Annotated in this window: 22 protein-coding genes; 3 read left to right on the top strand and 19 right to left on the bottom strand. The window is 64.7% G+C overall.

The window, feature by feature from the left end; translation table 11 throughout:
• Nucleotide 1 precedes the first annotated feature (1 nt).
• A complete protein-coding gene (locus ACN0SE_RS02250) occupies nucleotides 2-784 on the bottom strand; it encodes a fumarylacetoacetate hydrolase family protein (protein WP_417522847.1) in 783 nt (260 codons plus the stop codon).
• Between the two features lie 148 nt (nucleotides 785-932).
• Here ACN0SE_RS02250 and ACN0SE_RS02245 point away from each other — a divergent pair, with 148 nt between their 5' ends.
• Nucleotides 933-1,676: a FadR/GntR family transcriptional regulator gene (locus ACN0SE_RS02245; protein ID WP_417522846.1), complete on the top strand. Its 744-nt coding sequence runs from the start codon at nucleotides 933-935 to the stop codon at nucleotides 1,674-1,676.
• A gap of 168 nt (nucleotides 1,677-1,844) precedes the next feature.
• On the opposite strand, the gene ACN0SE_RS02240 is transcribed toward ACN0SE_RS02245, so the two are convergent.
• The 9 genes from ACN0SE_RS02240 to ACN0SE_RS02200 form a co-directional block, all read right to left on the bottom strand.
• Nucleotides 1,845-2,510, bottom strand: coding sequence for a D-lyxose/D-mannose family sugar isomerase (locus ACN0SE_RS02240; RefSeq protein ID WP_417522845.1), 666 nt, complete (start codon nucleotides 2,508-2,510; stop codon nucleotides 1,845-1,847).
• The gene (locus ACN0SE_RS02235) at nucleotides 2,497-3,534 is read right to left on the bottom strand and encodes a LacI family DNA-binding transcriptional regulator (protein ID WP_417522844.1); all 1,038 of its coding nucleotides are present in this window, start codon (nucleotides 3,532-3,534) and stop codon (nucleotides 2,497-2,499) included. Before ACN0SE_RS02235 ends, ACN0SE_RS02240 begins: the two co-directional genes overlap by 14 nt.
• Before the next feature lie 5 nt (nucleotides 3,535-3,539).
• Complete coding sequence (locus ACN0SE_RS02230; protein ID WP_417522843.1) at nucleotides 3,540-5,993, bottom strand: glycosyl hydrolase 2 galactose-binding domain-containing protein; 2,454 nt, start codon at nucleotides 5,991-5,993, stop codon at nucleotides 3,540-3,542.
• Complete coding sequence (locus tag ACN0SE_RS02225; RefSeq protein ID WP_417522842.1) at nucleotides 5,990-7,366, bottom strand: sulfatase-like hydrolase/transferase; 1,377 nt, start codon at nucleotides 7,364-7,366, stop codon at nucleotides 5,990-5,992. Before ACN0SE_RS02225 ends, ACN0SE_RS02230 begins: the two co-directional genes overlap by 4 nt.
• The gene (locus ACN0SE_RS02220; RefSeq protein WP_417522841.1) at nucleotides 7,366-8,451 is read right to left on the bottom strand and encodes an ABC transporter ATP-binding protein; all 1,086 of its coding nucleotides are present in this window, start codon (nucleotides 8,449-8,451) and stop codon (nucleotides 7,366-7,368) included. The genes ACN0SE_RS02225 and ACN0SE_RS02220 overlap by 1 nt, the downstream gene beginning before the upstream one ends.
• On the bottom strand, nucleotides 8,448-9,041 hold the full coding sequence (locus tag ACN0SE_RS02215) for a DUF624 domain-containing protein (RefSeq protein ID WP_417522840.1): 594 nt from the start codon (nucleotides 9,039-9,041) through the stop codon (nucleotides 8,448-8,450). Before ACN0SE_RS02215 ends, ACN0SE_RS02220 begins: the two co-directional genes overlap by 4 nt.
• A 4-nt stretch (nucleotides 9,042-9,045) precedes the next feature.
• Nucleotides 9,046-9,933, bottom strand: coding sequence for a carbohydrate ABC transporter permease (locus ACN0SE_RS02210; protein WP_417522839.1), 888 nt, complete (start codon nucleotides 9,931-9,933; stop codon nucleotides 9,046-9,048).
• Entirely contained in the window at nucleotides 9,930-10,811 is an 882-nt protein-coding gene (locus ACN0SE_RS02205; protein WP_417522838.1) for a carbohydrate ABC transporter permease, read from the bottom strand. The genes ACN0SE_RS02210 and ACN0SE_RS02205 overlap by 4 nt, the downstream gene beginning before the upstream one ends.
• A gap of 103 nt (nucleotides 10,812-10,914) precedes the next feature.
• Nucleotides 10,915-12,168: an ABC transporter substrate-binding protein gene (locus tag ACN0SE_RS02200; RefSeq protein ID WP_417522837.1), complete on the bottom strand. Its 1,254-nt coding sequence runs from the start codon at nucleotides 12,166-12,168 to the stop codon at nucleotides 10,915-10,917.
• A gap of 184 nt (nucleotides 12,169-12,352) precedes the next feature.
• Here ACN0SE_RS02200 and ACN0SE_RS02195 point away from each other — a divergent pair, with 184 nt between their 5' ends.
• Nucleotides 12,353-12,580 (top strand): aldo/keto reductase, encoded by a 228-nt coding sequence (locus ACN0SE_RS02195; RefSeq protein ID WP_417522836.1) that lies wholly within the window; start codon nucleotides 12,353-12,355, stop codon nucleotides 12,578-12,580.
• Nucleotides 12,581-12,625: 45 nt separating this feature from the next.
• Here the strand turns inward: ACN0SE_RS02195 and ACN0SE_RS02190 are convergent, their stop codons facing one another.
• From ACN0SE_RS02190 to ACN0SE_RS02155, 8 genes are all read right to left on the bottom strand, one after another.
• Nucleotides 12,626-13,153, bottom strand: coding sequence for a 2,4'-dihydroxyacetophenone dioxygenase family protein (locus ACN0SE_RS02190; protein ID WP_417522835.1), 528 nt, complete (start codon nucleotides 13,151-13,153; stop codon nucleotides 12,626-12,628).
• A gap of 12 nt (nucleotides 13,154-13,165) precedes the next feature.
• Nucleotides 13,166-13,870: an SDR family NAD(P)-dependent oxidoreductase gene (locus tag ACN0SE_RS02185; protein ID WP_417522834.1), complete on the bottom strand. Its 705-nt coding sequence runs from the start codon at nucleotides 13,868-13,870 to the stop codon at nucleotides 13,166-13,168.
• Nucleotides 13,870-14,790: a sugar kinase gene (locus tag ACN0SE_RS02180; RefSeq protein WP_417522833.1), complete on the bottom strand. Its 921-nt coding sequence runs from the start codon at nucleotides 14,788-14,790 to the stop codon at nucleotides 13,870-13,872. The genes ACN0SE_RS02185 and ACN0SE_RS02180 overlap by 1 nt, the downstream gene beginning before the upstream one ends.
• Before the next feature lie 66 nt (nucleotides 14,791-14,856).
• Nucleotides 14,857-15,507, bottom strand: a complete 651-nt coding sequence (locus ACN0SE_RS02175; RefSeq protein ID WP_417522832.1) for an RraA family protein — start codon at nucleotides 15,505-15,507, stop codon at nucleotides 14,857-14,859.
• 60 nt (nucleotides 15,508-15,567) lie between these two features.
• On the bottom strand, nucleotides 15,568-16,530 hold the full coding sequence (locus tag ACN0SE_RS02170; RefSeq protein ID WP_417522831.1) for a C-terminal binding protein: 963 nt from the start codon (nucleotides 16,528-16,530) through the stop codon (nucleotides 15,568-15,570).
• 24 nt (nucleotides 16,531-16,554) lie between these two features.
• Entirely contained in the window at nucleotides 16,555-17,553 is a 999-nt protein-coding gene (locus ACN0SE_RS02165) for a DctP family TRAP transporter solute-binding subunit (protein WP_417522830.1), read from the bottom strand.
• Between the two features lie 28 nt (nucleotides 17,554-17,581).
• On the bottom strand, nucleotides 17,582-18,868 hold the full coding sequence (locus ACN0SE_RS02160; RefSeq protein WP_417522829.1) for a TRAP transporter large permease: 1,287 nt from the start codon (nucleotides 18,866-18,868) through the stop codon (nucleotides 17,582-17,584).
• 2 nt (nucleotides 18,869-18,870) lie between these two features.
• A complete protein-coding gene (locus ACN0SE_RS02155; RefSeq protein WP_417522828.1) occupies nucleotides 18,871-19,371 on the bottom strand; it encodes a TRAP transporter small permease in 501 nt (166 codons plus the stop codon).
• 120 nt (nucleotides 19,372-19,491) lie between these two features.
• Between ACN0SE_RS02155 and ACN0SE_RS02150 the strand changes: the two genes are divergently transcribed.
• Complete coding sequence (locus ACN0SE_RS02150) at nucleotides 19,492-20,196, top strand: GntR family transcriptional regulator (protein ID WP_417522827.1); 705 nt, start codon at nucleotides 19,492-19,494, stop codon at nucleotides 20,194-20,196.
• 245 nt (nucleotides 20,197-20,441) lie between these two features.
• On the opposite strand, the gene ACN0SE_RS02145 is transcribed toward ACN0SE_RS02150, so the two are convergent.
• A complete protein-coding gene (locus tag ACN0SE_RS02145) occupies nucleotides 20,442-21,941 on the bottom strand; it encodes a glycerol-3-phosphate dehydrogenase (protein WP_417522826.1) in 1,500 nt (499 codons plus the stop codon).
• Between the last annotated feature and the right edge of the window lie 56 nt (nucleotides 21,942-21,997).

Genomic DNA, 21,997 nt, shown 5'->3' with positions numbered 1-21,997 from the left:
TTCAAGAAAAGCTGAGGGACACGGTGCCGAGCGGGCCGAAATCGGCCTCCAGCCGGTCTCCGGGTTCGGCCCAGACCGGGCGGGTGAAGGAGCCCGAAAGCACCATGTGACCGGCCTCCAGCCCGCCACCGTAGGTCGCAAGCTTGTTGCCCAGCCAGGCCACGGCATTGGCCGGGTGATCCATGACGCCGGCGGCGATGCCGGTCTCTTCGATCTCGCCATTGCGGCGGAACAGCGCTCCGGCCCAACGCCAGTCGATCTCGTCCGGCCGAAAGCGCTGCGCGCCGAGGATCAGCCCGGCGGCGGCGCCATTGTCGGCCACGGTGTCGAAGATGCGGCGCGGCTCGGTGACACGGGCGTCGATGATCTCGATCGAGGGCACGACGGTTTCGGTCGCCTCCAGCACATCCTCCAGAGTCAGGCCCGGCCCCTGCAAGGGCGATTTCAGGATGAAGGTCAGTTCCGGTTCGACGCGCGGGACGCAGAAATCGGCGTGCCTAACCGTCGCCCCGTCCTCGATCAGCATGCTGGCAAAGACATGCCCGTAGTCCGGCTCGTCGATCTTTGACGCCGCGCGCATTGCCTTCGAGGTCAGCCCGACCTTGTGGCCGATCAGCCGGTCGCCTGCCTTGGCCCGCGTATCCGCCACTTCGCGGCTGATGGCATAGGCGTCCTCGATCTCGATCTGCGGATAGGTGGCGGACAGGCGCTGGGCCTGCACCCGGGTCTGTTCGGCCTGAAACAGCGCGCGGGCGGCCTCTGACCTCTGGTCTTGCGATAGCATCGGTAATCTCCTCTTTTGTCGACATTCCTATCGCATCCGCAAACATAATATCAATAACTTTTTGACTTTGGCCGCGCAGCGCCCGAAAATTCCCGACATTGATTTCCCGCACAAAGGTCATATGATTACTGAAAGAATGGAGAATATCGTGCCAGCCTCAGACCAGGACGTCCTGATCCCCACATCGAACACCCTCTCGCGCTCGCTCTCGGGCCAGATCTCGCGCAAGCTGGGCGAACGCATCCTGGATGGACAGCTTCAGCCTGGCCAGCTTCTGCCCGACGAAAACGCGCTCTGCGAAGAGTTCGGCGTCAGCCGCACTGCCGTTCGGGAAGCGGTCAAGATGCTGGTGGCAAAGGGACTTCTCGAGGTGCGTCAACGGATCGGCACACGGGTGCAGGACGTCGGACACTGGCAGATGCTCGACCGCGACGTGCTGATGTGGCACCAGTCGCTGACCATCGAAGACGAACGGCTGATCAGCCTGATGGAGCTGCGGCAATCGATCGAACCCGACGCCGCCTTCTACGCCGCCAGCCGGCGCAACGAGGCCCAGCTCAAGGCGATCCTCGACGCGGTCGACCAGATGGAAACCCATGCCGGCGAAAACAGCGAATACGTCCTGGCCGACGCGCGCTTCCACATCGCGGTGCTGCGCGCCACCAACAATCGCTACCTCGAAGCATTGGAGAACGCGATCTTCGCGGGGCTGATGCTGTCGATTCGGCTGACCAACCCCGAAGAGAAGATGAACCGCGCCTCGGTGCCCCTGCACCGCGCCATCGCCGAGGCGATCGAGTCGCAGGATGCCCAGGCCGCCAGTGACGGCATGAAGGCACATCTCGCCGATGCAGCGGCGCGGCTGTCGCAGGTGGTCAAGCTCGATTCCTGAAATCGATTTGAAGCCACCAAGCAAGGGTCAGGCCTGCGCCACCTGCGGCGATTTCAGCGGCTCGGCCGCCTGGATCGCCTGTACCATCTTCTGCAACAGCGTCGCCCGCAGCCGCGTGACGGACGTGCCCCCGCCTCGGCATCAATCACTCGCATGTCTCGGACAAACTCAGTAGTCCGACACCAGCAGATGATCAGGCGCGACGTCTTCCGCGATCTTGGAAAACCGCCCGATGGGCTCGCGGAATACGTTGTCGGTCCGGTCGTCGTTGACCGTCGAGACCTCGCCCACGAGGCAATCCTGTCCCTCGGCCCAGAACGCATGCCAGACGCCGGGCATCAGGGTGACGCTCTCGCCAGGCCGCAAGGCAATGCGCCCGCCGGCCTCGACCGTGCGCATGACGCCGTCACAGGGCACGGTGACCGGGGCGGTTTCGTCGATCCCGCCGGCAGCATCGGGGGCGAACAATTCGATCACCAGATCGCCGCCGCCGCGGTTGATGATGTCCTCGGCCTTGAGATCGTGGCGATGCATCGGCGAGAGCTGGTTGCGCCGGGTGATCATGATCTTCTCGGCATAGAGCATGCCGCGTCCGGTCTTCAGGTCAGCGGGGGTGCCGTTGCGGGTGGTGAAGAGGAACAGGCCCATCTCGTCGAACCGACCGTCGCCGTAGTCGGTGATGTCCCAGCCCAGCCCGCGTTCGCGGATCAGTGCGGCGCCTGGCGCGCGCATCTCGTCCGGCGACCAATAGGCGAAGGGCGGCAGGATGTGGCCGAAGCTGCGGATGAAAGCATCGCCTTCGGCCAGGATGGAATTGATGTCAGAGCGTTTCATGCGGTTTTCCATTGATGCGGAGCGTGGTCCTGGCCAGCTCCTGACAGGCCTCTGGCGGGGCGCCGTCGATCCGTTTGAGCAGCAGGTCGGCCAGCTTGCGCCCGGCCTCCTGCCGCGAGAAATGCGAGGCATAGACCTTGGTGGCGACATATTCGGCGATATTGGTGCCTGAGCGCAGGGCAAAGCCCACTTGAGCCACGTCGGGTCCCAGTCTGTCGCGCACCCCGGCGCGGGCGCCGAGAAAGGTCAGCTCGTTGACGCAGACAAAAGCATCGGCCCCCGCGTCGAGCAGCCGGCCGGCGGCCTTGCGCGCGCGGTTGGCGTCGAGCATGTCGTGATGGCGCAGCGCCGGGTCAGGGTCGATCCCATGCTCGCGCAGCGCCGTTTCATAGCCGCGCACCCGCTGGCGCACGTAACTGTAGCGCAGGTCGCCATCGATCATCGCCACCCGGCGATGCCCGTCCCGCAGCAGCGCGTCGGTGCTCTGCCAGGCGGCAAATTCGTTGTCGATGTCGAACCAGGGATGCGGTGACAGAAGCTCGGTGCGGCCGAAGGTGACAAAGGGAAACTCCGCCTCCAGCAGGAACTTGACCCGGTCATCCTGCAATTCGGTGTGATCGAGGATCAGGCCGTCGGCATTGCGCCCCCGAACCACCTCGCGAACTTGGTCCAAGGCCAGGTCCCCCATCGCCACAGGCACCGCCCGCACCGAGTAATCGGTGCCGGCAAAGCGCTTGTGAATGCCCTGCAACAGGCCGACAGAGCCGGAATCGCCGATCTCCTCTTCCTCGGTAAAACTGAGAAAGGCCATGGCGACCAAGGTCTTGCCGGTGCGCAGCTTGGCGCCTTCGAGGTTGCGGACGTAACCCAGCCGGTCGGCGGTCTCGCGCACCTTGGCGACCATGTCGGCCCCGACCTTGTGGCCGTCCTTGAGCGCGCGGGCGACGGTTGTTACCGACACGCCAAGCTCTGCCGCAATGGTCTTCATCGTCACGCTGTCACCGCCGGGGCCGGTCTGGGCCATGGGTCTCATCCTTTCAGGGCACGCGCCTCGGGCGTCCGGTCGGGCAGGTGCGAGCGCCGCTGTCGCACGGCGGTCAGCACCCGGGGCCGTCCGGGCAGCAGGGTGAGGCAGTTGTCGGACCATACCGTATCGCCGCCCAGATCCCATGTCACCCAGAGCGCCGGGCGATCGGTGGACAAGGTCACCTGCGGCGTGCCGTCGGGTGCAGTGCCCGGCTCGGCAGTGATCTGCGGCGTGCCTATGTCATAGGCCTTGGGCCGCTGCGGCAGGTATTCGTTCTGGCCCTTGTGGCGGCTGCTGCTGTCCGACCAGTCGAAGTGCAGGAAGGCCTCTTCGGCCAGCGTCCCCGGTGCGAGACGCGCGATTTCGACGGAGCGGTCCGGAGGACAGGCGGCCTGCCACGTGCCGATCTCGGCAATCTCGCCCTCAAAGCGGACCGAGCGGCCCTGAACCGTCAGATCGACCTCTGCCCCGGTATCGTTCACCGCCCAGAGCACGATCTCGCCGGTCGCAGCGTCGGGCTGCGCGGTCACCATCACCGGCGCATAGAACCGCCGCGCCAGGTATTGCGTCGCCTTCCAGCCGCCGCCGTATTCAAGGCTCGCCCAGCTGGCCACAGGCCAGGTGTCGTTGAGCTGCCAGTAGAGCGTGCCCATGCAGCGCGGCTTGTTCGACCGCCAGAACTCGATGGCGGTCTTCATCGCCAGCCCCTGCCCGATCTGGCTGAGCCAGCACATCTCGTCGAAGCTCTCGGGGAAACGGAAGTAGCGGCCCATGGTCTCGACGATGCGGCTGTTGCCGCCGCGGTTGCGCTGGTGGACGTCCATCACCCTGGACGAGACGTTGCGGTCATGCGCCTCTGTGAAGCTCTCGATCAGACGGGTCGAGGGGAAGGACTGGAAACCGAACTCCGAGCAGAAGCGCGGCTGCACGGTCCGATAATGCTCGAAGTCCTTGGCCGAGTGCCAGACGTCCCAGAAATGCATGTCGCCCGAGGTGTCGTCGTGCCAGCCGTCGCCGAAGTTGAGCGGCCCGACGCTGGGCGACGAGGGCCACCAGGGAATGCCCGGCGCCTCGTCGGCGATGGCCTCTTCCAGCGCGTGGTTGAGCCGGTCGTAGAGCGCGAGATAGCGGTCGCGGTCGGCCTTGGCCTCGTCGAACCAGCCCAGCGCGCCGACCAGCTCGTTGTCGCCGCACCAGAGCGCAAGGCAGGGATGGGCGGACAGACGTCGGATCTGCTGGCGGGCCTCATGGCGCACGCCGTCGAGCCAGGCGCGGTCCTGCGCCGGGTAGAGATTGCAGGCGAACATGAAGTCCTGCCAGATCAGCAGGCCTTTTTCCGAGCATATCGCGTAGAACCAGTCCGGCTCGTAGGTGCCGCCGCCCCAGATACGCAGCATGTTCATGTTGGCCTCGAGGGCGCTGTCGAGCAGGTCTTCCACGGCCTCGGGTGTCGCGCGCTGCGGGAGAGCGTCGGCGGGGATCCAGTTGGCCCCGCGCATGAAGACCTCCTGGCCGTTGACGCGGAAAGCGAAACGATGGCCGATCTCGTCGGCGTCGGTGAGCAGCTCGATCTCGCGCAACCCGATGCGCAGGGCGCGGCGCTGCCCGGCGATTTCGACGGTCAGGTCGTACATCTCCTGCGCGCCGTGGCCTGCGGGCCACCAAAGGCGCGGGCGGTCGATCTCGGCCGAGAGCAGCACCCGGCCCTCGCCCGGCCAGAGCTGCGCTTCGGTGGTCACGGCCTGGCCGTCGATCACCAGCCGCGCCTCGGTTTCGACCGGCCTGGCGGAATCGACCAGCAGCTCGACCTCGAGACGCACGCGGCCGCCCTCATGGAACTGGCGCACCATCACGTCGTCCAGCCGCAGCGGATCGGTCCGCTGCAGGCGCACGCCGCCGTAGATCCCCAGCGGGCTGAGCGCGATGTTCCAGTCCCAGCCGGCGTCGCACTGCGGTTTGCGCAGGAAATTGTAATGCGGCACGCGGTTGTTCCAGTAGATATGCGGGATCGGGAAGGGCGCCTCTTCGGCCCGTCTCCGGGCCTCCTCGGAATTGGACAGCAGGCGGATTTCCAGCCGGTTGCGGCCCTCCTTCAGCGCCCGGGTTACGTCGAGATCATGGCGCAGGAAGCGGTTGCCCGGCCGGCCGATCTCCTGCCCGTTGAGGCTGACCACGGCGTGGCAGTCGACCGCGTCGAGCGTGAGGGTGTGGCGGCCGTCGACAGGCCCATGATCGAACTCGCGGGCGACCAGCCACTGGCTTTCATGCACCCAGTCGCTTTGCACCTCGTTGTCGCGCCAATAGGGGTCTTCGATCCGTCCGGCCGCCAGCAGCGCAGAATGCACGTCGAAGGGCAGCGCGACGTCGAGCGTCTCGTCAGCGGCACCAACGCGGCTCAGCTGCCAGCCGGTGTCGAGGTCGAGCACCGGGGCCTGGGGTTTGGTCTGAATGTTCATTGCGGGTCGTCCTCCAGATCGCGCCAAGGCAGCGCCGCGTCCCGCCGGGCCAGGTCGGCCATGAGCGGATGATCGGGCTGCGCGGACGCAAGGTTTTGATATTGAAAGGGATCATTGGTGTTGTCGAAGAGGGTGGCGGGTGTCTCTGCCAGATGTCGGGGCGCCTCGAACCGGGCGTAAATCGTCGCCTCGGGGCTGCGCAGACCGGCGCCGTTGCCGGTCTCGAAGAACGCCGTGCGGCCGTCGCCCCGGCCGCCACCGGCCTCTGCCATGAGCGAGGTGCCGTGCATGTGCTCCGGCGCCCCCTGCCCCACCGCCGCCAGAAAGCTGGGTGCGAGATCGACCAGCGACGCGACAGAGCCCGCCACGCGATGCCCGGCCACCACCCCCGGTCCGGTCATCACCAGCGGGATGCAGATGCTTTCGTCGTTCTCGGTGCCCTTCTGCACGAGGCCATGGCTGCCGAGGTTCTCGCCGTGATCGGCGGTGAAGACAATCAGCGTGTCCTCTTCCAGCCCGGCCGCGGCCACGGCATTCAGGATGCGGCCCACCGCCCGGTCCATCCAGGTCACCGCGCCGAAATACTCGGCCGCAAGCGCCCGCAGGTCATAGCCCTTTGGCAATTCCAAGGTGTGCGGCAGGCGGTGTGAATAGTAGCGGAAATCCCAGCGGTAGACCCTGTACCAGTAGTCCTTGTCCTCGATCGCCGCCTCGTCGGTGTTTTCGCGCAGGGTCAGGCTGTCGGGATCGTAGAGCTTCAGGAATTCCTCTGGCACATCCGCCACCGGGCAATGCGGCGGCGAGATGTTGTAGTAGAGGAAGAACGGCTGGTCCTCGCGGGCGCGACCGGTCAGAAAGGTCTCGGCCTCGCCCGCCTCGAAATCGACGCTGTAGCCCGGCGCGCAGAACTCCGGCCCGCCGTTGCGGGTGTAGGTCTGGGCGCTGTGGGCGTGGTGGACGCGTGGGATAAGGTAGTCGTCAAAGCCGATGTCGTCGGGCCAGGAATGGATGTGCCACTTGCCAATGGCGGCCGTATGGTAGCCGGCGTCGCGCAAGAGCTCCGGCAAGGTCGGGTCCCTCAGATGCGGGCGTCCGGGATAGGGATATTCCGGCATGGTGAAATCGCCGGGGCGGCCGCCGTGGCTGACGTTGGTCTTGCCGCCCGTCGCAGTGCGGTTCATCTGGCCCGACATCATGATCGAGCGCGCCGGCATGCAGACCGGGAAGTTGCTGATCGCCGTCTCCCAGACCGCGCCGCGCGCGGCGAGGCGGTCGATATTGGGCGTGGCCACTTCCGTGCCGCCGTAACAGCCCAGCTCGTAAGGGCGCAGTTGGTCCGAGGTGATGAGGATGATATTGGGCTTATTGGTCATCACAGGTGTACCCCGGTCTCGGCATCGAACAGATGCGCGTTGGAGAAGTCCCAGGTGATCGCCTGCTGGCTCCCCGGCTCGAAATGGTGCAGGCCCGGCACGCGCAGCCGCAGGCGTTGGCCTTCGAAGGACAACTCGACGGAAGTTTCAGACCCCATCGGCTCGCACATCTCGACGGCGTGGCCCTTGGTCACGATCCCGGCCTCGCTGGCGCCGACCGAGATGAACTCGGGCCGCACGCCCAGAACGGCACGGCGCTCGCCGGTGATTGGCTGGCGCGCAACGCTTGCCGGCAAGGGCAGCACCGTGTCGCCGATCCGCGCGGCATAGCCGCCGGTCGCGGGCGTCACCGCCACGTCGAGCGCGTTGATCTCGGGCGTGCCGATGAAGCGCGCGGCAAAGAGCGTGTCGGGCTGGGTGTAAAGCGCGTCAGGCGAGCCCAGCTGTTCGATCTTGCCGCCGTTCAACAGCACGATCTTGTCAGCCAGCGTCATGGCTTCGATCTGGTCATGGGTGACATAGGCAATGGTCGCGCCCAGCACCTTGTGGATGCGCTTGATCTCGGTGCGCATCTCACCGCGCAGCTTGGCGTCGAGGTTGGACAGCGGTTCGTCGAACAGGAACAGGTCCGGGTGCCGCACCATGGCGCGACCGATGGCGACGCGCTGGCGTTGACCGCCGGAAAGTTGGCCGGGCTTGCGCTCGAGGTAATCGCCCAGCTTGAGGATCTGCGCCACACGGTCGACCTCGGCCCGGATCTCGGCGCGCGGGGTTTTGCGGATCTTCATGCCGAAGGCGATGTTGTCGTAGACCGACATATGCGGGTAGAGCGCGTAGGACTGGAACACCATGGCGATGTTGCGGTCCTTGGGGTCGAGATGCGACACGTCGCGCCCGCCGATCTCGATCGCGCCTTCATGCTCGAGCTCCAGCCCCGAGATCAGCCGCAGCAAGGTAGACTTGCCACAGCCCGACTCGCCCAGCAGGACAAGGAATTCGCCTTTCTCGATGCTCAGGTCGATGTCGCGCAGCACACGCACGGCGCCGAAAGATTTGCCGACGTTCTGCAGGTTCAGTCCGGTCATTGGAGGATCTCCCTCTGGCTGGGCATCGCAGAGGCAAGGGCGCCTGCGAGCAGGGTGTTGATGAAAAGACAGGGGGCCGAGAGGCCGAAGTAGAGGGCCACCAGCGGCTGATGCGAGGCAACCCACGCCACGAAAGGCAGGGCCAGCACCGGGATCAGGTGGCTCATCGGCGCCTGCGAAAAGCCGATGCGGGCATTGGCGAGGGCGTCGGTGGCGCTGCCGCTCAACCGCGAGATGGCGTAGACCGCAGCCAGCGCGTATCCGGCGGCGATCCAGGCCAGCGGAAGGAGTACGATCAGAGCCAGCATGGGCAGGACAAGCGCCAGTGTGAGGCTGCCCAGCACCACCAGCGCCAGCGGCCACACCGCCAGGTTGGCGGTGGCGAACTCGGCCCGGTATTCGCGCCACATGCCGCGGGCCAGCTGACCGGCAGTCAAGGTATTCATACGCGCCGTGGCCCAGAGCGTGGCCGCCAGCGCCGGGGCGAGCCCCAGGAGGCCGCCGCCCAGCAGGGTCAGGCCCAGGGCCGTCAGGTTGATCGCCGCCAGTTGCCAGACGCGGGTGGTGAGGGTGAAGATGAAAGGTCCCATGATCTCAGCCCTTCACCGCGCCGCGCATCATGCCCGAGACGATCTGGCGTTGCAGCACCAGGAAGACCACCAGCGTCGGCGTGATGACGATGACGATGCCCGCCATCAGGATCGCCTCGGTGGCCGAGGACATCATGTCGGACGCCTTGAACAGCAGCATCGAGACCGTCGATTGCTCGACCCGCGGGGTGTAGAGGTAGGGCAGGATGAAGTCGTTGTAGATGTGGATCGTCCGCAGGATCACCACGGTCGAGATTGCGGGCGTCATCAGCGGCAGGATGACCTTCCAGTAGATCTGGAAGTAGCTTGCCCCCTCGATCCGCGCGCTCTCGTCGATCTCGCGGCTGATCGCGCCGAGGAAGGTGATGAAGATGTAGAGCGAGACGATATCGGCGCCGGAATAGAGCACGATCAGCGCCCATTTCGAATTCACCAGCCCCAGCCCCAGCATCACCTGGTAGAGCGAGACCTGCGTGGTGATTGCCGGCACCGCCATCACGATGACATAGGCCAGCAGGATCGCGCGGCGGCCGGGAAAGCGGAACCGATCGATGACATAGGCCGCCATTGTGCCGATCATCGTGATGATGATCAGCGAGGTCACCGTGACGAAGATCGTGTTCCAGAAGGCGATGCCGACCGGCTGACGTTCGATGAAATCGACGTAGTTCTGAAAATTGGTGAAATCCACCGGCAGATCGGTCTTCTCGCCGCGCATCATCTCGAGCGGGGTCTTGAACGAGGTGAAGAAGGCGATCAGCAGCGGCGCCACCACCAGCGCCGAGGCAAGGGTCAGCATGGTATAGTGGAAGCAGGTCCAGATCAGCTTGCCCGGCGCGCTGCGGCGACGGCGGGTGATGCGGGTGGCGGGAAGATCGGCAGCAGCACTCATGCCCGGGCTCCTTTGTCGAAGAGGGTGCGCTGGATCACCATGACCAGCATGACGAAGACCAGGAGGATCACGGCCATGGCCGCGGCCAGGCCGACACGGCGGAACTCGAAGGCTTCTTCAAGCGTGGCCATGATGAAGGTCTTGGTGCCATTGGCACCGCCGGTGATCAGGAACGGCACCTCGAACACCTCGAGCGAGCCGACGGTGGCGAGGATCAGTTGCAGGCCGAGAATGGGCGCGATGGTCGGCAGGGTGATGTAGAGGAACTGCTGGAACTCGCTGGCGCCTTCGATGCGCGCGGCCTCGTATTGATCGGTCGGCACCGCCTGCAGCGCGCCGTAGGTGATCAGCAGCTGGAAGCCGAGGTAACGCCAGATCGAGGCGAAGACGAGCGACCACTTGACGATCTCCGGGTCCTGCACCCATTCGCGGGTATAGGCGCCGAGCCCCACCAGATGCAGCACCGCATCCAGCCCGCCGTCGATCTGCAGGAAGTCGCGGAACACGATCGACACTGCCACGGCGTTCAGCACGAAGGGCATGAACAGCAGCATGCGAAAGAGGTTCGACCCCGGCATCTTGCGGTTCAGGATCACCGCGAAATAGGTGGCGAGCGACAGTTGCAGCACCGAACCTGCGAAGTAATAGGCCGAGTTGATCAGCGGCTTGAGCAGCTCCTGGTCTTCGATCAGCAGGGTGCGGTAGTTCTGCAGCCCGACAAAGGTCTTGTCGGCGGAAAGGCCGTTCCAGTCGGTCAGCGAAAACCAGACAAGCTGGATCGCGGGCCAGATCGAGAACAGCACCAGCAGGGTCAGCGGCGCGATCAGGAAGGTGACGATCACCAGACGGCGCTGCGCATGGGCGGTCAGCGTGGGCATGAGCGGGCTCCTTCGGCGCGCGGGCGCGCCGTTCGGGGACAGGCTGGAAAGGCGGTGAAGGGGCCGGACCGCCCGTGGGAGGTCGGACGATCCGGCAGGAGGGTCACTCGGCGATGGCGCGGGACCAGCGGTCGTTGACGGTGGTGATCGCGGCGTCGAAATCCTCGGCCAACACCAGGTCGCGGATATAGGTGCCTGACATGAAGTCGAGCCGCGCGTCGGCCATCGCCTGCTTGAATTCCGACGAGGGCGTGCCGGCCTCGATCACCCTGGGATCAAGCGAGAACAGCGCCTTGAGCTGCGGCATCTCGGGCGCGATGCGCGGATCGCCTGGAATGAAGCCTGCCGAGTTCGCGACATCGGTCTCGGTCAGCAGGAACTCGATCCAGGCCTTGGCGGTGTCCGGATTTTCCGACTTGGCCGAAACGCCAAGTGCCCAGTCGGGCCAGAGCAGGACGGCGGGATCGCCGCTGTCATCCACCGGCAGGGGGAACATGCCGAGATCGCCGCTGACGTCCTCGATCTCCAGCGCCTCGCCGGCGACGATGGTCTGCGGGATCGACCAGTTGGCGAGGAACCACATCGCGGCCTCGCCGGCCGCGAGCATCATCTTGCTCTCGTCCCAGTTGTTGGCGGTATAGTCGCGTTCGGTGCAGCCCGCCTCGAACAGCTCGCGCACGAAGCGCATCGCCTCGCCATAGGGTTTGCCCGCGGCAAAAGGTGCCGGATCGGTCACCGCTGCGTCATAATAGCTGCCGTCACCGGCAAAGAGCAGCGCGGCCTTGTCCCATTGCTGCATCGGCCAGCCGGCGCCCATGTTGATCTGGAACGGCACGATGCCCTCGGCCTTGAGCTTGTCGCAGGCCGCGAAGAGCTCGGTCCGGGTTGTCGGGATGCCCTCGATGCCGGCCCGTTCGAAGGCGGCCTTGTTGTAGACGACCGCCTCGGCATTGGCGCCGTAGACGTAACCATAGATCTTGCCGTCCACCTCGTAGCGATCGACGAAGCTGTGCGTCTCGGCCAGACTCATGTCGTTGAGCGGCAGGTAGAATTCGGCGTATTCCGAGGGCGGCAGGTTGTCCATCACGTTCAACACGTCACCGTAATCGCCGGAAGCGATGCGGGTCGGCATCTCCTTGCGGAAGTTGGCGACATGCAGGATCTCGACTTCGGTGCCGGGGTATTTCGTCTCGAATTCGCTCGACCACCGCTCCCAGTCGCCGCTGTCCACGAATTGGCCGAAATGCGTGTAGAAGGTGATCTTGCCGGACACGTCACCAGCATGGGTTATCGTTGCACCAGACGCCAGCAGCGCAGCAGCTGCCAGTGAAGTGGTTGTAAAACTATTCAGGTTCATCGGGGTCCTCCTCCCAGTCCTCACGGAAAAGAATCGCAAGGGTTATCGATAAACCTATCGCTATCACTTGCCCTTATTGTCGGTCAAGAAAAAGGTTCATCGATAAACCTTCAGGGTTGGACCCGCGCTGTCGGCCAAAGAGATCGGTGTTCTCAAGCGTTTCGACAACCAGTGCGACATCGCAATGATCGAGCATCGGGCTTTGTTGACTGGGAGCCCGGCGCAAGTGATCCTGCGCTGGCACATTCAGTCGGGTCATTCGGTGATCCCGCGGTCGACGAATCCGGACCATCTGGCGAACAATCTCGACTTGATGGATGTCGAACTGTCCGAGAGGGAAATGGCCGCCATCGCCGCTCTGGAAACCGGCGAGCGCTGCGGCCCGGACCCGATCGCCTTCGAGGCTGCCTGAGGCCCTTGGCCCACGGCACGGGGATCCATGCCGTGGGCCTGACCTTCAGCGGATGAACTGATCGACGTAATCCGCGCCCAGACCCACAGCCTCGTAGTGCTTCCGGCACATGCCGATCTTGGTAAAGACGTCCTCGTAGCCCATGGTCTTGCCCCAGGGGTCGACATAGAGCATCACGCCGTTGACCTGAAAATAGGTGATCATCTCGTCAACGTCCTCGGGCACGATCAGCGTATGTGTCTCGCCCGGCGGTTCGTAGACATAACCGCCCTCGCGCGCCTCCCAGTCATGTTCAAGGTAGTGCCAGCGCCCCTTGAGAACCCAGCCATGCACCGGCTGGGGGTGCCGGTGGCGCGACAGCACGCCTGATTTGCGCACCCGCAGCAGGTTCATCCAGTAGCCTTGCGAACGATTGAGGCAGAGCGGTCGGAACGACACGCTCTCGGTCTGCGGCACCCAGATGCGCTCGTCCTCGGCCATGGCGTCGGGGATGACGATTTCCTCCTGCGCGTCCTTGGGGAACGGCAGCTGATAGGGCATTCTGGGGTCGGTTTCTTCGGTCGTCACGGGCATGTCTGCCTCCTTTCACATTGCGGAATATCCGCCATCCACCGGATAGACGGCGCCGGTCACGAAACTGGCTTCATCCGACAGCAGCCAGGCCGCCAGATTGCCGACCTCGGCGGTCTTGCCCCATCGGTCCAGCGGGGTCCGGCCGAGAATCGGCGCGTTGCGCGCCGGGTCGGCGCGCAGGGCTTCGGTCATCTCGGTGGCGATCCAGCCCGGTGCCACGGCATTCACCCGGATGCCCTCCGATGCCCATTTCCCCGCCAGGGCCTTGGTCAGCTGCGCCACGCCGCCCTTGGAGGCCGAATAGGCCGGGACCAGAGGTCCGCCGAAGTAGCTGAGCATCGAGGCGGTGTTGACGATGGCTCCGCCGGATTTCGCCAGATGCGGCTCGGCCGCCAGGCAGCAGCGCATCGTCCCGGTCAGGTTGATGTCGATCACCCGCTCGAAGGTCTCTATCTCGTATTCGGTGCCACGCATGAGGATACCGGCGCAATTGACCAATCCGTCGAGTTGCGTCAGACCGGCGAAAAGCGCATTCACGGCCGCTGTGTCGCGAACGTCCAGCACCGCGGCCTCGACCCCGGGCGTGTCGTTGCGGAAGTCCGTGACCTCCGCCTGCGATACTCCGGTGGCCAGCACCTGCCAGCCCTTGTCCCGCAGGACCGAGACGACCCCCGCGCCGATACCGCGCGTGCCGCCGATTACCACGGCCTGTTTCATCACGCGGCCTCCTCTGACAGGAATGCGATGACGGCTTCCTTGCGCGGCATCGGGGTGACGGCGCCGAACCCCAGCGTCGTGAGCGCGGCCGCCGCATTGGCGTATCGCGCGGCGGCGAAGGGGTCGTCTCCGGCAACGGTCCGCGCGAGAAACGCGCCGTCAAAAGTGTCGCCCGCGGCATTGGCATCGACCGCAGCGACCTTGCGTCCCGCAATCCGTTCTCGCCTCTCCCGCGTTGCGACAAGCGATCCCTCGGCGCCGAGGGTCAGCGCCACGATCTCGGCCCCGAGGTCGAGATAGAAGCTCGCAATGTCATCGCGATCGGTCAGACCGGTCAGCTGACGGGCGTCGTCGAGCCCGGGCAGGACGATATCGCTCTGCGCAGCGGCCGCGTGGGTCACGGCACGGGCACGGTCCAGCGGCCAGAGCTTCAGGCGCAGATTGGTGTCGTAGGACACCTTGCCGCCCGCCGCCCTGACGACGCGGATCGCCTCGAACACCGCGTCGGCCGCAGTGTCAGAAATTGCCTGGCTGATGGCCGAGACGTGGAGAATCTTCGTCCGCTGCAGCGCGGCCGCCGACAGATCGTCGGGGCCCATGCGGCTCGCGGCCGATCCGGCGCGCAGGTAGCTGAACTGATGGCCCTCCGGCCCGTGTGTCACGAAGTAGACGCCAGTGTGGGCGTCGTCGACCTGCCGGACCAGAGATGTGTCGATGCCTTCGCCTTGCCAGAGATCGAGGAAGGATTTGCCGAAGGCATCATTGCCCAGGTGGGTGAGCATGCCGACCCTGGCACCTTGACGGGCCGCGGCCACTGCCGCATTCGAAGTATCGCCGCCATGGCCAGGCAGGTAAGTGCCGTCGGGCTGCTGGTTGAACTCCAGCATCGGTTCGCCGAGGCACAGGATGTCGGGCGTCATGTGCATGTCTCTTTCTGTATGGAAGGAGCCGCGCCGGAGCCGGCGCGGCCAGGTCAGGGCACGGCGTCAGATGCGGCCGTATTTCGCCAGCCCGTCGCGCAACGAGCCGCTGGCGATGATCAGCTTGGCCTGCTCGGCTTCGCGTTCGTCGATCTCCTGCGCCATCTCCAGCACCGCTTCGGCGTGGTCACGCGGCACGACGACAACGCCGTCCACGTCACCCACGACGATGTCACCGGGGCGCACGATGACATTGCCCATCGAGATCTCGGTATTGGCCGACAGGGTCTTGATCCGGCCCAGCGTGGTGCCCGGCGACACCTCGCGCGAATAGACCGGGAAGTCGTAGTCGCGTTTGATCTCGACGAGATCACGCACGCCGCCGTCAAGCACCGCTGCCTCGTGCTTGTTGGCCACGGCGCCCGCTGTCATCAACCCGCCCCAGAGCGCCACGTCGGTGGTGCCATTGGTCGAGATCACGATGATCGAGCCTTCCTCGGCCTCGTCGATGGCGTCCAGCGCGTGCTGCGGCGGCAGGAATTCGTCGGTCGGGCCTTCGAGGATGGTGACGGCCGGGCCGACGATTTTCCTGTCGTTGATGCGCGGCTTGATCGACGACGGCAGAAAGCCGCCGCGCCCGGCGATCTTGTCGACCGCATCCGCGACCGAGGCGGTTGCAACCTGGCGGAAGCCGGCGACGAGTTCTTTGGTATCCATGAGAGTGATCCTTGTTCTGTGTTTCTGGATTTCGGGAGGCAGTCGCAACCGCCGGTGTGTCTATCTGTTGACCCAGTTGAGGGGGGCCTCACCCTTCAGCACGCGGCTGACTTCCTCGGCAGCCTTGGCCTGCAACAGCCTGACCGTGCGCTCCGAGTACCAGGCGGCGTGATCGGTCAGGATGGTGTTCGGCGCCTCCAAAAGCGGATTGTCCGGACGCACCGGCTCCTGCTCGAAGACGTCGAGGCCAGCGCCGAATATGCGGCCCTGGATGAGGGCTGCGGCCAGCGCCGCCTCATCAACCAGCCCCCCGCGTGAGACGTTCACGACGATGGCGTCGGGCTTCATCAACGCGATGCGGTCGGCGTCGAGGATGTGGCGGGTCTCCGGCGTCAACGGCGCATGCAGGCTGATCACGTCGGCGCTGCGGCACAGGGTGTCGAGATCGGTGGAAAGAAGGCCCTCTTCCTGCGCGATTGCCTCATCGAGGTAGGGGTCGAAGACCATGACGCGCCCGAACCCAAGCGCGCGGAACTTGCGCGCTGCCTGAAGTCCGATCTTGCCGCAGCCGATCAGCCCCAGCACCGCATCCTCGCGGCCGGGAACCGGAGCCGCCTGACCGATCCCCCACTGGCGCGCCCGCACCTCGCCATCGCGCGAGACCAGCCGCCGTTGCACCGCCAGGTACAGTGCCACCGCGTGTTCGCTGACCTCGCGGTCTGCGCCGTAGTCGGGCACATTGGTGACGTAGATGCCGCGCGCCCTGGCGTGATCGAGATCGACATTGTCGTATCCGACGCCGTAGCGCACGATGATCTTCAGGTTCGGGCAGGCGTCGATCTCGGCCGCCCCGACCTTGCGCTCGCGCACCAGCAAGGCGACCGGATCAAGCGCTCGCAGGGCCGGGACCGCCGGCTCATCCGCGCCAACGGGCGTGACGCACACATCGTGATCGGCAAGCACTTCGCGTTCCGTTTCATAGGCCGCATAGCCCGGCTCGAAAACGACCACGTTGGCGGTCATGACATGACAGTCCCGACCCATGGCTCAGTTCGCCCGATAGGCTTCGATGGCCGCGTCAAGCCGGTCCGGCCATTCCGCGCCGATGTCATCGACGACATGGGCCCGCACCGCCGGCTGCGCCGCTGCGCGGAACGCTGCCTTCTGCTCGGGGTTGACCGGCACGACCTCCATGCCTTTCCCGGACAGGATGGCACCGGCGTTGGCGTCCTGCGCCGCAGTCATGCCGCGGTGGATCACCTTGGCGGTCTCGACGCATTGCGTGACGGCGGTCTGCTCGTCAGCGGTCAGCGACTGATAGAATATGTCGGACATCAGGTAGGCGTGCCAGCTGAACACGTGACCATCGAGCGAGACGTACTTCTGGTGCTGATAGAGCGAGGCATTGACGATGTTGGTCACACCGTTCTCCTGACCGTCGACGACGCCCTGCTGCAGCGCGCCCGGCAGTTCCGGCCAGGACACCGGCGTGGCCGAGGCGCCGAGGCTTTCGACCAGCGTGACCCAGACCGGCGCCGTCATGACGCGCATCTTGAGGCCCTCCATGTCCTTGGGCTCTGCCACCGGACGCACGTTGTTGGTGAAGTTGCGGACGCCGTTGTCGGCCACGCCAAAGCTGCGGATGCCGGTCTTGGCCAGCATGTCTTCGGCCATCGCGTCGCCGAACTCGCCATCCATGACCGACCAGGCCATCGCATGGTCGTCAAAAAGATACGGGATCGCCAGCACCGAGAACGGCTTGTAGACCGCCGAAATCGGCCCATCATGAATTGCCGCCATCTGGACGGTGCCCAGTTGCAGGCCTTCGATGATTTCCGAGCCGCCGCCAAGCTGCGAGGCCGGGAAGATCTGAACGTCGATCCCGCCCGATGTCTTGCCTTCGACGCAGGATTCAAAGGCCAGAGCGGCGGCATGCTTCGGCGAACTGAGGTCTGCCGCCTGGAAATGTGCGTACTTCAGCTCCTTGGCGCTGACGGCGCCGGCGGAGAGTGCGATGACGGCGGCTGCGGTCATCAGATGCGACATGGAATTCATGAGGTTCCTCCCTTTCATGTCAGTTTGCAAACCCAAAGAAGTTGGGGACGAAGGTGCTTACTTCCGGCACGAGAATGACGAGAAGAAGCACCACGAGCTCGGCCAGCAGAAGCGGCAGCACCGCCTTTGACAGGGACTCGATCTTCAGCTGCCCGACCGTGGCGATCACGAAGAGCACCGGGCCGACCGGGGGCGTGATCATGCCGATGGTCAGGTTCAGAACCAGCATCATGCCGAATTGCAGCGGGTCGATCCCGGCGGAATAGGCAATGGGCCCGAGAATCGGTGTCAGGATGATCAGCGCCGGCAGCGTGTCGATGAAGAAGCCGCAGATCAGCGCGAACCCGGCCAGGATGAACAGGATGCCGATGCGGTTCTCGGTGATGCCGGTGATCATCTCGGCCAGCGATTGCGGGATCTGCAGGTAGGTCAGAAGCCAGGCAAAGATCGACGCCATCGCCACGATCAGGAACACGGACGAAGTGATGACCGCAGCCCTGACAAAGGCCTGGTAGATCGAGCGGAGCGAAAAAGCGCGCAGGATGAAGCCGAGGATCAGGGCATAGGCCGAGGCTACTGCACCGGCTTCCGTCGGGGTGAAGATGCCGAACAGGATGCCGCCCAGGATGATCGCCGGCATGATCAGAGCGGGCAGCGCGGCAAGCGTCGTCCGGCGCAGCTCGGCGCGGTCGGCCCGGTGTTCGCGGCCGCGATAGCCGTGCCGTGTCGAGACGATGTGGTTGGCCACCGCAAGCGACAGGCCCAGCAGCAGCCCCGGCAGGATTCCTGCCAAAAACAGGCCGGCAACGGTGACACCGGTGGTCGAGATCGCAAAGATCACGGCCAGGATCGACGGCGGGATGATCGGCCCGATGGTCGCCGTCGCGGCGGAAAGCGCGCCGGCATAGTTCTTCTCGTAGCCCGCCTCGCGCATCATCCGCATGACGATGGCCGAGGGCCCTGCCGCATCGGCCAATGCCGAGCCGCTGATCCCGGCAAAGAGCATCGAGACCAGGATGTTCACATGCCCCAGCCCGCCGCGCACATGGCCCACCAGAGCATTGGCAAAGCGCAGGAGCGCATTGGTCAGCCCGCAGGCCGTCATCAGCTCCGACGCCAGGATGAAGAAGGGCACGGCCATCAGCGGAAAGCTGTCGATCCCGGCAAACAGGCGTTGGGTTGCGATCAGCGGGTTCAGCCCGCCGTGCAGCAGGATCGCCGACAGCCCGGCAATTCCCATGGTGAAGGCAACCGGCACGCTGAGCAGCAGGGTCGCGAAGAACAGCAGGATCAGGGTCTTGGCCATGGTCACACCTGCCGATCCGAGGGCGTGTCCTCGGCATGAAATTCGAACTCCTGCACAACGAAGCGGCGCGCAAAGAGCGCCAGATGAACGAGGAAGATCGCGCAGCCCAGCGGGATGGCCATGTAGGGGATCCCGCGGGAGATACCGGTCGACATGGTTTCCTTGTCCCAGCCGAAGGCCACGAACTTGAGCCCGAGCCAGAGCAGGACGGCCATGAAGGCGAACATCACCGCGACAATGATCCAGCGCAGCGCAATGCGGGCCCCTGCGGGCAGGTGATCCGGCAGCGCGGTAATCGCCACCAGCCGACCTTCGCGCAGCGCCAGCCCTGCGCCGCAGAAGGCGCCGAGGATCATCATGTGACGAGCCGCCTCTTCGATCCAGGCCAGCGAAACCCCGAACCCGTATCGCCCCACCACGTTGGCAAAGACGATCAGAAAGACCCCCGCCAGCAGACCGGCCACCAGGGCCCGGTTGGCTGCGGTGAATATGGTTTCAAACATTCTCAACAGGACCTCCATCCCTTGCCCGACAGAAACTGGCATACAGTATGCTACCTCGTCAAGTGGTAACACATTGTATGCCAGTTCGGGCGGTGATAAGCTGGGACAAAGGAGACGCCCGTGGTATTGTTGAACCGACCCAAGTCATTGACCGAACTGGTAACTTCGGACCTTCGCGACCGTATCGTCGGCGGAGAGTTCGAGCTCGGCGGTCAACTCTCAGAAGCCCGAATCGCCAAGGATCTTGGCGTGAGCCGCACACCGGTGCGCGAAGCGATCAATCGTCTCGAGATGGAGGGGCTGTTGATCGTGGAGCCGCAGCGCGGTTCATTCGTCTTCAATCTCGAGCCAGAGGAGCTCGCCAAATTGTGCGATGCCAGAACCTGCCTCGAGACGGCGGCCCTGCGGCAGGCCATCCTCTCCGATCCGGAGGCCCTGGCGGCCGCGCTCGAGGCCAGCATCGACAAGATGACTGCGGCGCGCGAGGACGGCAACGACGCGGCCTATCTTGCCGAGGACACGGTCTTTCACCAAAGCTTCTTCGACCATGCCGACAATCGCTTCCTGAACGACGCCTTTCAGACCATCGCCCTGAAGATGGCGGCGCTCAGAAACCGCCTTGGTCGGCACAACGACCACATGGAGAAATCCTATCAGGAGCACATCCTGATCACCAAGGCCGCGAGGGACCGCGACGTCGAAACCGCCCTGTCGCTTCTCGCCTGTCACATAGACCGCAAGGAAGGTTCCTACTGGAATGCGGCGACGGAGAAGCCAGCCGGACACGGACGCAAACCAAGCGCCCCTCCCCCGGGTGCGACCTGACTGTCCCGACAGGTCGAGTGTCTGCACGGCCGAAAAGGTGGTTCGGCAAGGTCAAAGACAGGGCCGGTCAGCAGCTGATAGGTACTTGGAATAAAATCGGAAAAAACGAGGCCGTCTGGTGCAAAAGCCCCTCGGTAGTTTGCCTTTGCGACGTCTTTCCTGACACACGGCAGCACGACGGATGACGGAGGCAAGGCCAACGCCCCTGTCCTTGACCCCGATAGGCGCCGCGGTTCAGGGAGAGCTCACACAAACTCCTCAAACCATCGGGCAAACGCCAGTTGCTCAGGCTGTGTCAGGTGCAGACTGTGCTTGGTGCGCCTCCAGAGGACGTCTTGCGCGGTTTCGGCCCATTCGGACTGGCGCAGGTAAAGGGCTTCGGCTTCATAAAGCGCGCCGCCGAAATGCCGGCCGAGGTCCTCGACTGACCGTGCCTCGCCGAGCAGGCGCCGCATTCGCGTCCCGTAGAGCCGTGCGTAGTGGAGCAGGAGGGTGCGCGGCAGCCAAGGGTACTCGGCCTTGACCTGATTGACGAACATTTCGAAATCCGCGCCTTCCATGTTCCCGCCGGGCAGCGGGGCGGCACCGGTCCAGTCGCCGCCGAGATGTGGAAACCAAGGCCTCAGTTGGTGAAGTGCCCTTTGCGACAGCTCGCGGAACGTCGTGATCTTTCCGCCGAAGACGTTGAGCAGCGGGATGCCGTCCTTTTCATCCAGATCGAGTACATAGTCGCGCGTCACCGCAGACGGGTTGCCTTTTCCGTCGTCGAAAAGCGCCCGGACCCCGGCATAGGCCCTCTGCACGTCTTCGCGCGACAGCTGCTCCTTGAAATACCTATTCACCGCATCCAGCAAATAGGCGATCTCGGCCTCATCCGGCTGAACCTGATCGGCCGGGCCATCGTGGGCAATGTCCGTGGTGCCGATCAAGGCCTTGTCGCCCTCATAGGGGTTGATGAAGATAACGCGTTTGTCGTGGTTCTGAACAAGGTAGGCATGTTCGCCGCGCCAGAACTTGGGCACGATGACATGGCTTCCTCTGACCATTCGCACATTGCGGCGACTGGACGAAGCCGCCACATCCGTGATGATGTCGCTGACCCAGGGCCCGGTCGCATTGACAAGGGCGCGCGCCTCAAATTCCCGAACCGCGCCGGACCCGGAGTGGCGCGTGGTGACCCGCCATCCTCCGGTTTCCCGTCGCGCGGCGATGCAAGGCGCGCGTGTCAAGACGAGGGCCCCGCGTTCCGCAGCGTCCATTGCGTTGAGCACCACAAGCCTGGAGTCGTCGACCCAGCAGTCGGAGTATTCAAACGCCTTGCAGAATGTGTCTCGGATCGCCTGGCCTTCGGGGGCCCGCCGCAGATCCAGCCTGCGTGTGCCCGGCAGCCTGGCCCGGCCCCCCAGATGGTCGTAGAGGAACAACCCCAGCCGCACGAGCCAGGCCGGGCGGTCCTGACCGGAATGCGGCAGGACAAAGCGCATCGGCCAGATGATGTGAGGCGCGTTGCGCATCAGGGTCTCGCGCTCGATCAGCGCCTTGCGGACCAGCGAGAACTCGAAATACTCCAGATACCTCAGACCGCCATGCACCAGCTTGCCCGATCGGGACGAGGTGCCTTCGGCAAGATCGTCCTTTTCGCACAGCACGACGCTCAGACCCCGACCTGCAGCATCCCGGGCAATGCCCGCGCCATTGATGCCCCCGCCGATAACGAAAAGATCGACCTTTCGCGTTTCCGCCATGTTCCGCCGCCTCGTTTTTCTGGAAAACCTGGTGCCGGGTCTGGAAGAGCCGGCGC

The sequence above is a fragment of the Marinovum sp. genome, assembly GCF_048263515.1.
Lineage (GTDB): Bacteria > Pseudomonadota > Alphaproteobacteria > Rhodobacterales > Rhodobacteraceae > Marinovum.
The sequence above is the reverse complement of the archived record's forward strand: the minus strand, read 5'-3'. Positions and strand labels throughout refer to the sequence as shown.

Coding starts and splice junctions, on each gene's coding strand:
- ACN0SE_RS02250 (WP_417522847.1), bottom strand. CDS start 784: ATGCTATCGCAAGACCAGAGGTCAGAGGCCGCCCGCGCGCTGTTTCAG.
- ACN0SE_RS02240 (WP_417522845.1), bottom strand. CDS start 2,510: ATGAAACGCTCTGACATCAATTCCATCCTGGCCGAAGGCGATGCTTTC.
- ACN0SE_RS02235 (WP_417522844.1), bottom strand. CDS start 3,534: ATGGCCCAGACCGGCCCCGGCGGTGACAGCGTGACGATGAAGACCATT.
- ACN0SE_RS02230 (WP_417522843.1), bottom strand. CDS start 5,993: ATGAACATTCAGACCAAACCCCAGGCCCCGGTGCTCGACCTCGACACC.
- ACN0SE_RS02225 (WP_417522842.1), bottom strand. CDS start 7,366: ATGACCAATAAGCCCAATATCATCCTCATCACCTCGGACCAACTGCGC.
- ACN0SE_RS02220 (WP_417522841.1), bottom strand. CDS start 8,451: ATGACCGGACTGAACCTGCAGAACGTCGGCAAATCTTTCGGCGCCGTG.
- ACN0SE_RS02215 (WP_417522840.1), bottom strand. CDS start 9,041: ATGGGACCTTTCATCTTCACCCTCACCACCCGCGTCTGGCAACTGGCG.
- ACN0SE_RS02210 (WP_417522839.1), bottom strand. CDS start 9,933: ATGAGTGCTGCTGCCGATCTTCCCGCCACCCGCATCACCCGCCGTCGC.
- ACN0SE_RS02205 (WP_417522838.1), bottom strand. CDS start 10,811: ATGCCCACGCTGACCGCCCATGCGCAGCGCCGTCTGGTGATCGTCACC.
- ACN0SE_RS02200 (WP_417522837.1), bottom strand. CDS start 12,168: ATGAACCTGAATAGTTTTACAACCACTTCACTGGCAGCTGCTGCGCTG.
- ACN0SE_RS02195 (WP_417522836.1), top strand. CDS start 12,353: ATGATCGAGCATCGGGCTTTGTTGACTGGGAGCCCGGCGCAAGTGATC.
- ACN0SE_RS02190 (WP_417522835.1), bottom strand. CDS start 13,153: ATGCCCGTGACGACCGAAGAAACCGACCCCAGAATGCCCTATCAGCTG.
- ACN0SE_RS02185 (WP_417522834.1), bottom strand. CDS start 13,870: ATGAAACAGGCCGTGGTAATCGGCGGCACGCGCGGTATCGGCGCGGGG.
- ACN0SE_RS02180 (WP_417522833.1), bottom strand. CDS start 14,790: ATGACGCCCGACATCCTGTGCCTCGGCGAACCGATGCTGGAGTTCAAC.
- ACN0SE_RS02175 (WP_417522832.1), bottom strand. CDS start 15,507: ATGGATACCAAAGAACTCGTCGCCGGCTTCCGCCAGGTTGCAACCGCC.
- ACN0SE_RS02170 (WP_417522831.1), bottom strand. CDS start 16,530: ATGACCGCCAACGTGGTCGTTTTCGAGCCGGGCTATGCGGCCTATGAA.
- ACN0SE_RS02165 (WP_417522830.1), bottom strand. CDS start 17,553: ATGTCGCATCTGATGACCGCAGCCGCCGTCATCGCACTCTCCGCCGGC.
- ACN0SE_RS02160 (WP_417522829.1), bottom strand. CDS start 18,868: ATGGCCAAGACCCTGATCCTGCTGTTCTTCGCGACCCTGCTGCTCAGC.
- ACN0SE_RS02155 (WP_417522828.1), bottom strand. CDS start 19,371: ATGTTTGAAACCATATTCACCGCAGCCAACCGGGCCCTGGTGGCCGGT.
- ACN0SE_RS02145 (WP_417522826.1), bottom strand. CDS start 21,941: ATGGCGGAAACGCGAAAGGTCGATCTTTTCGTTATCGGCGGGGGCATC.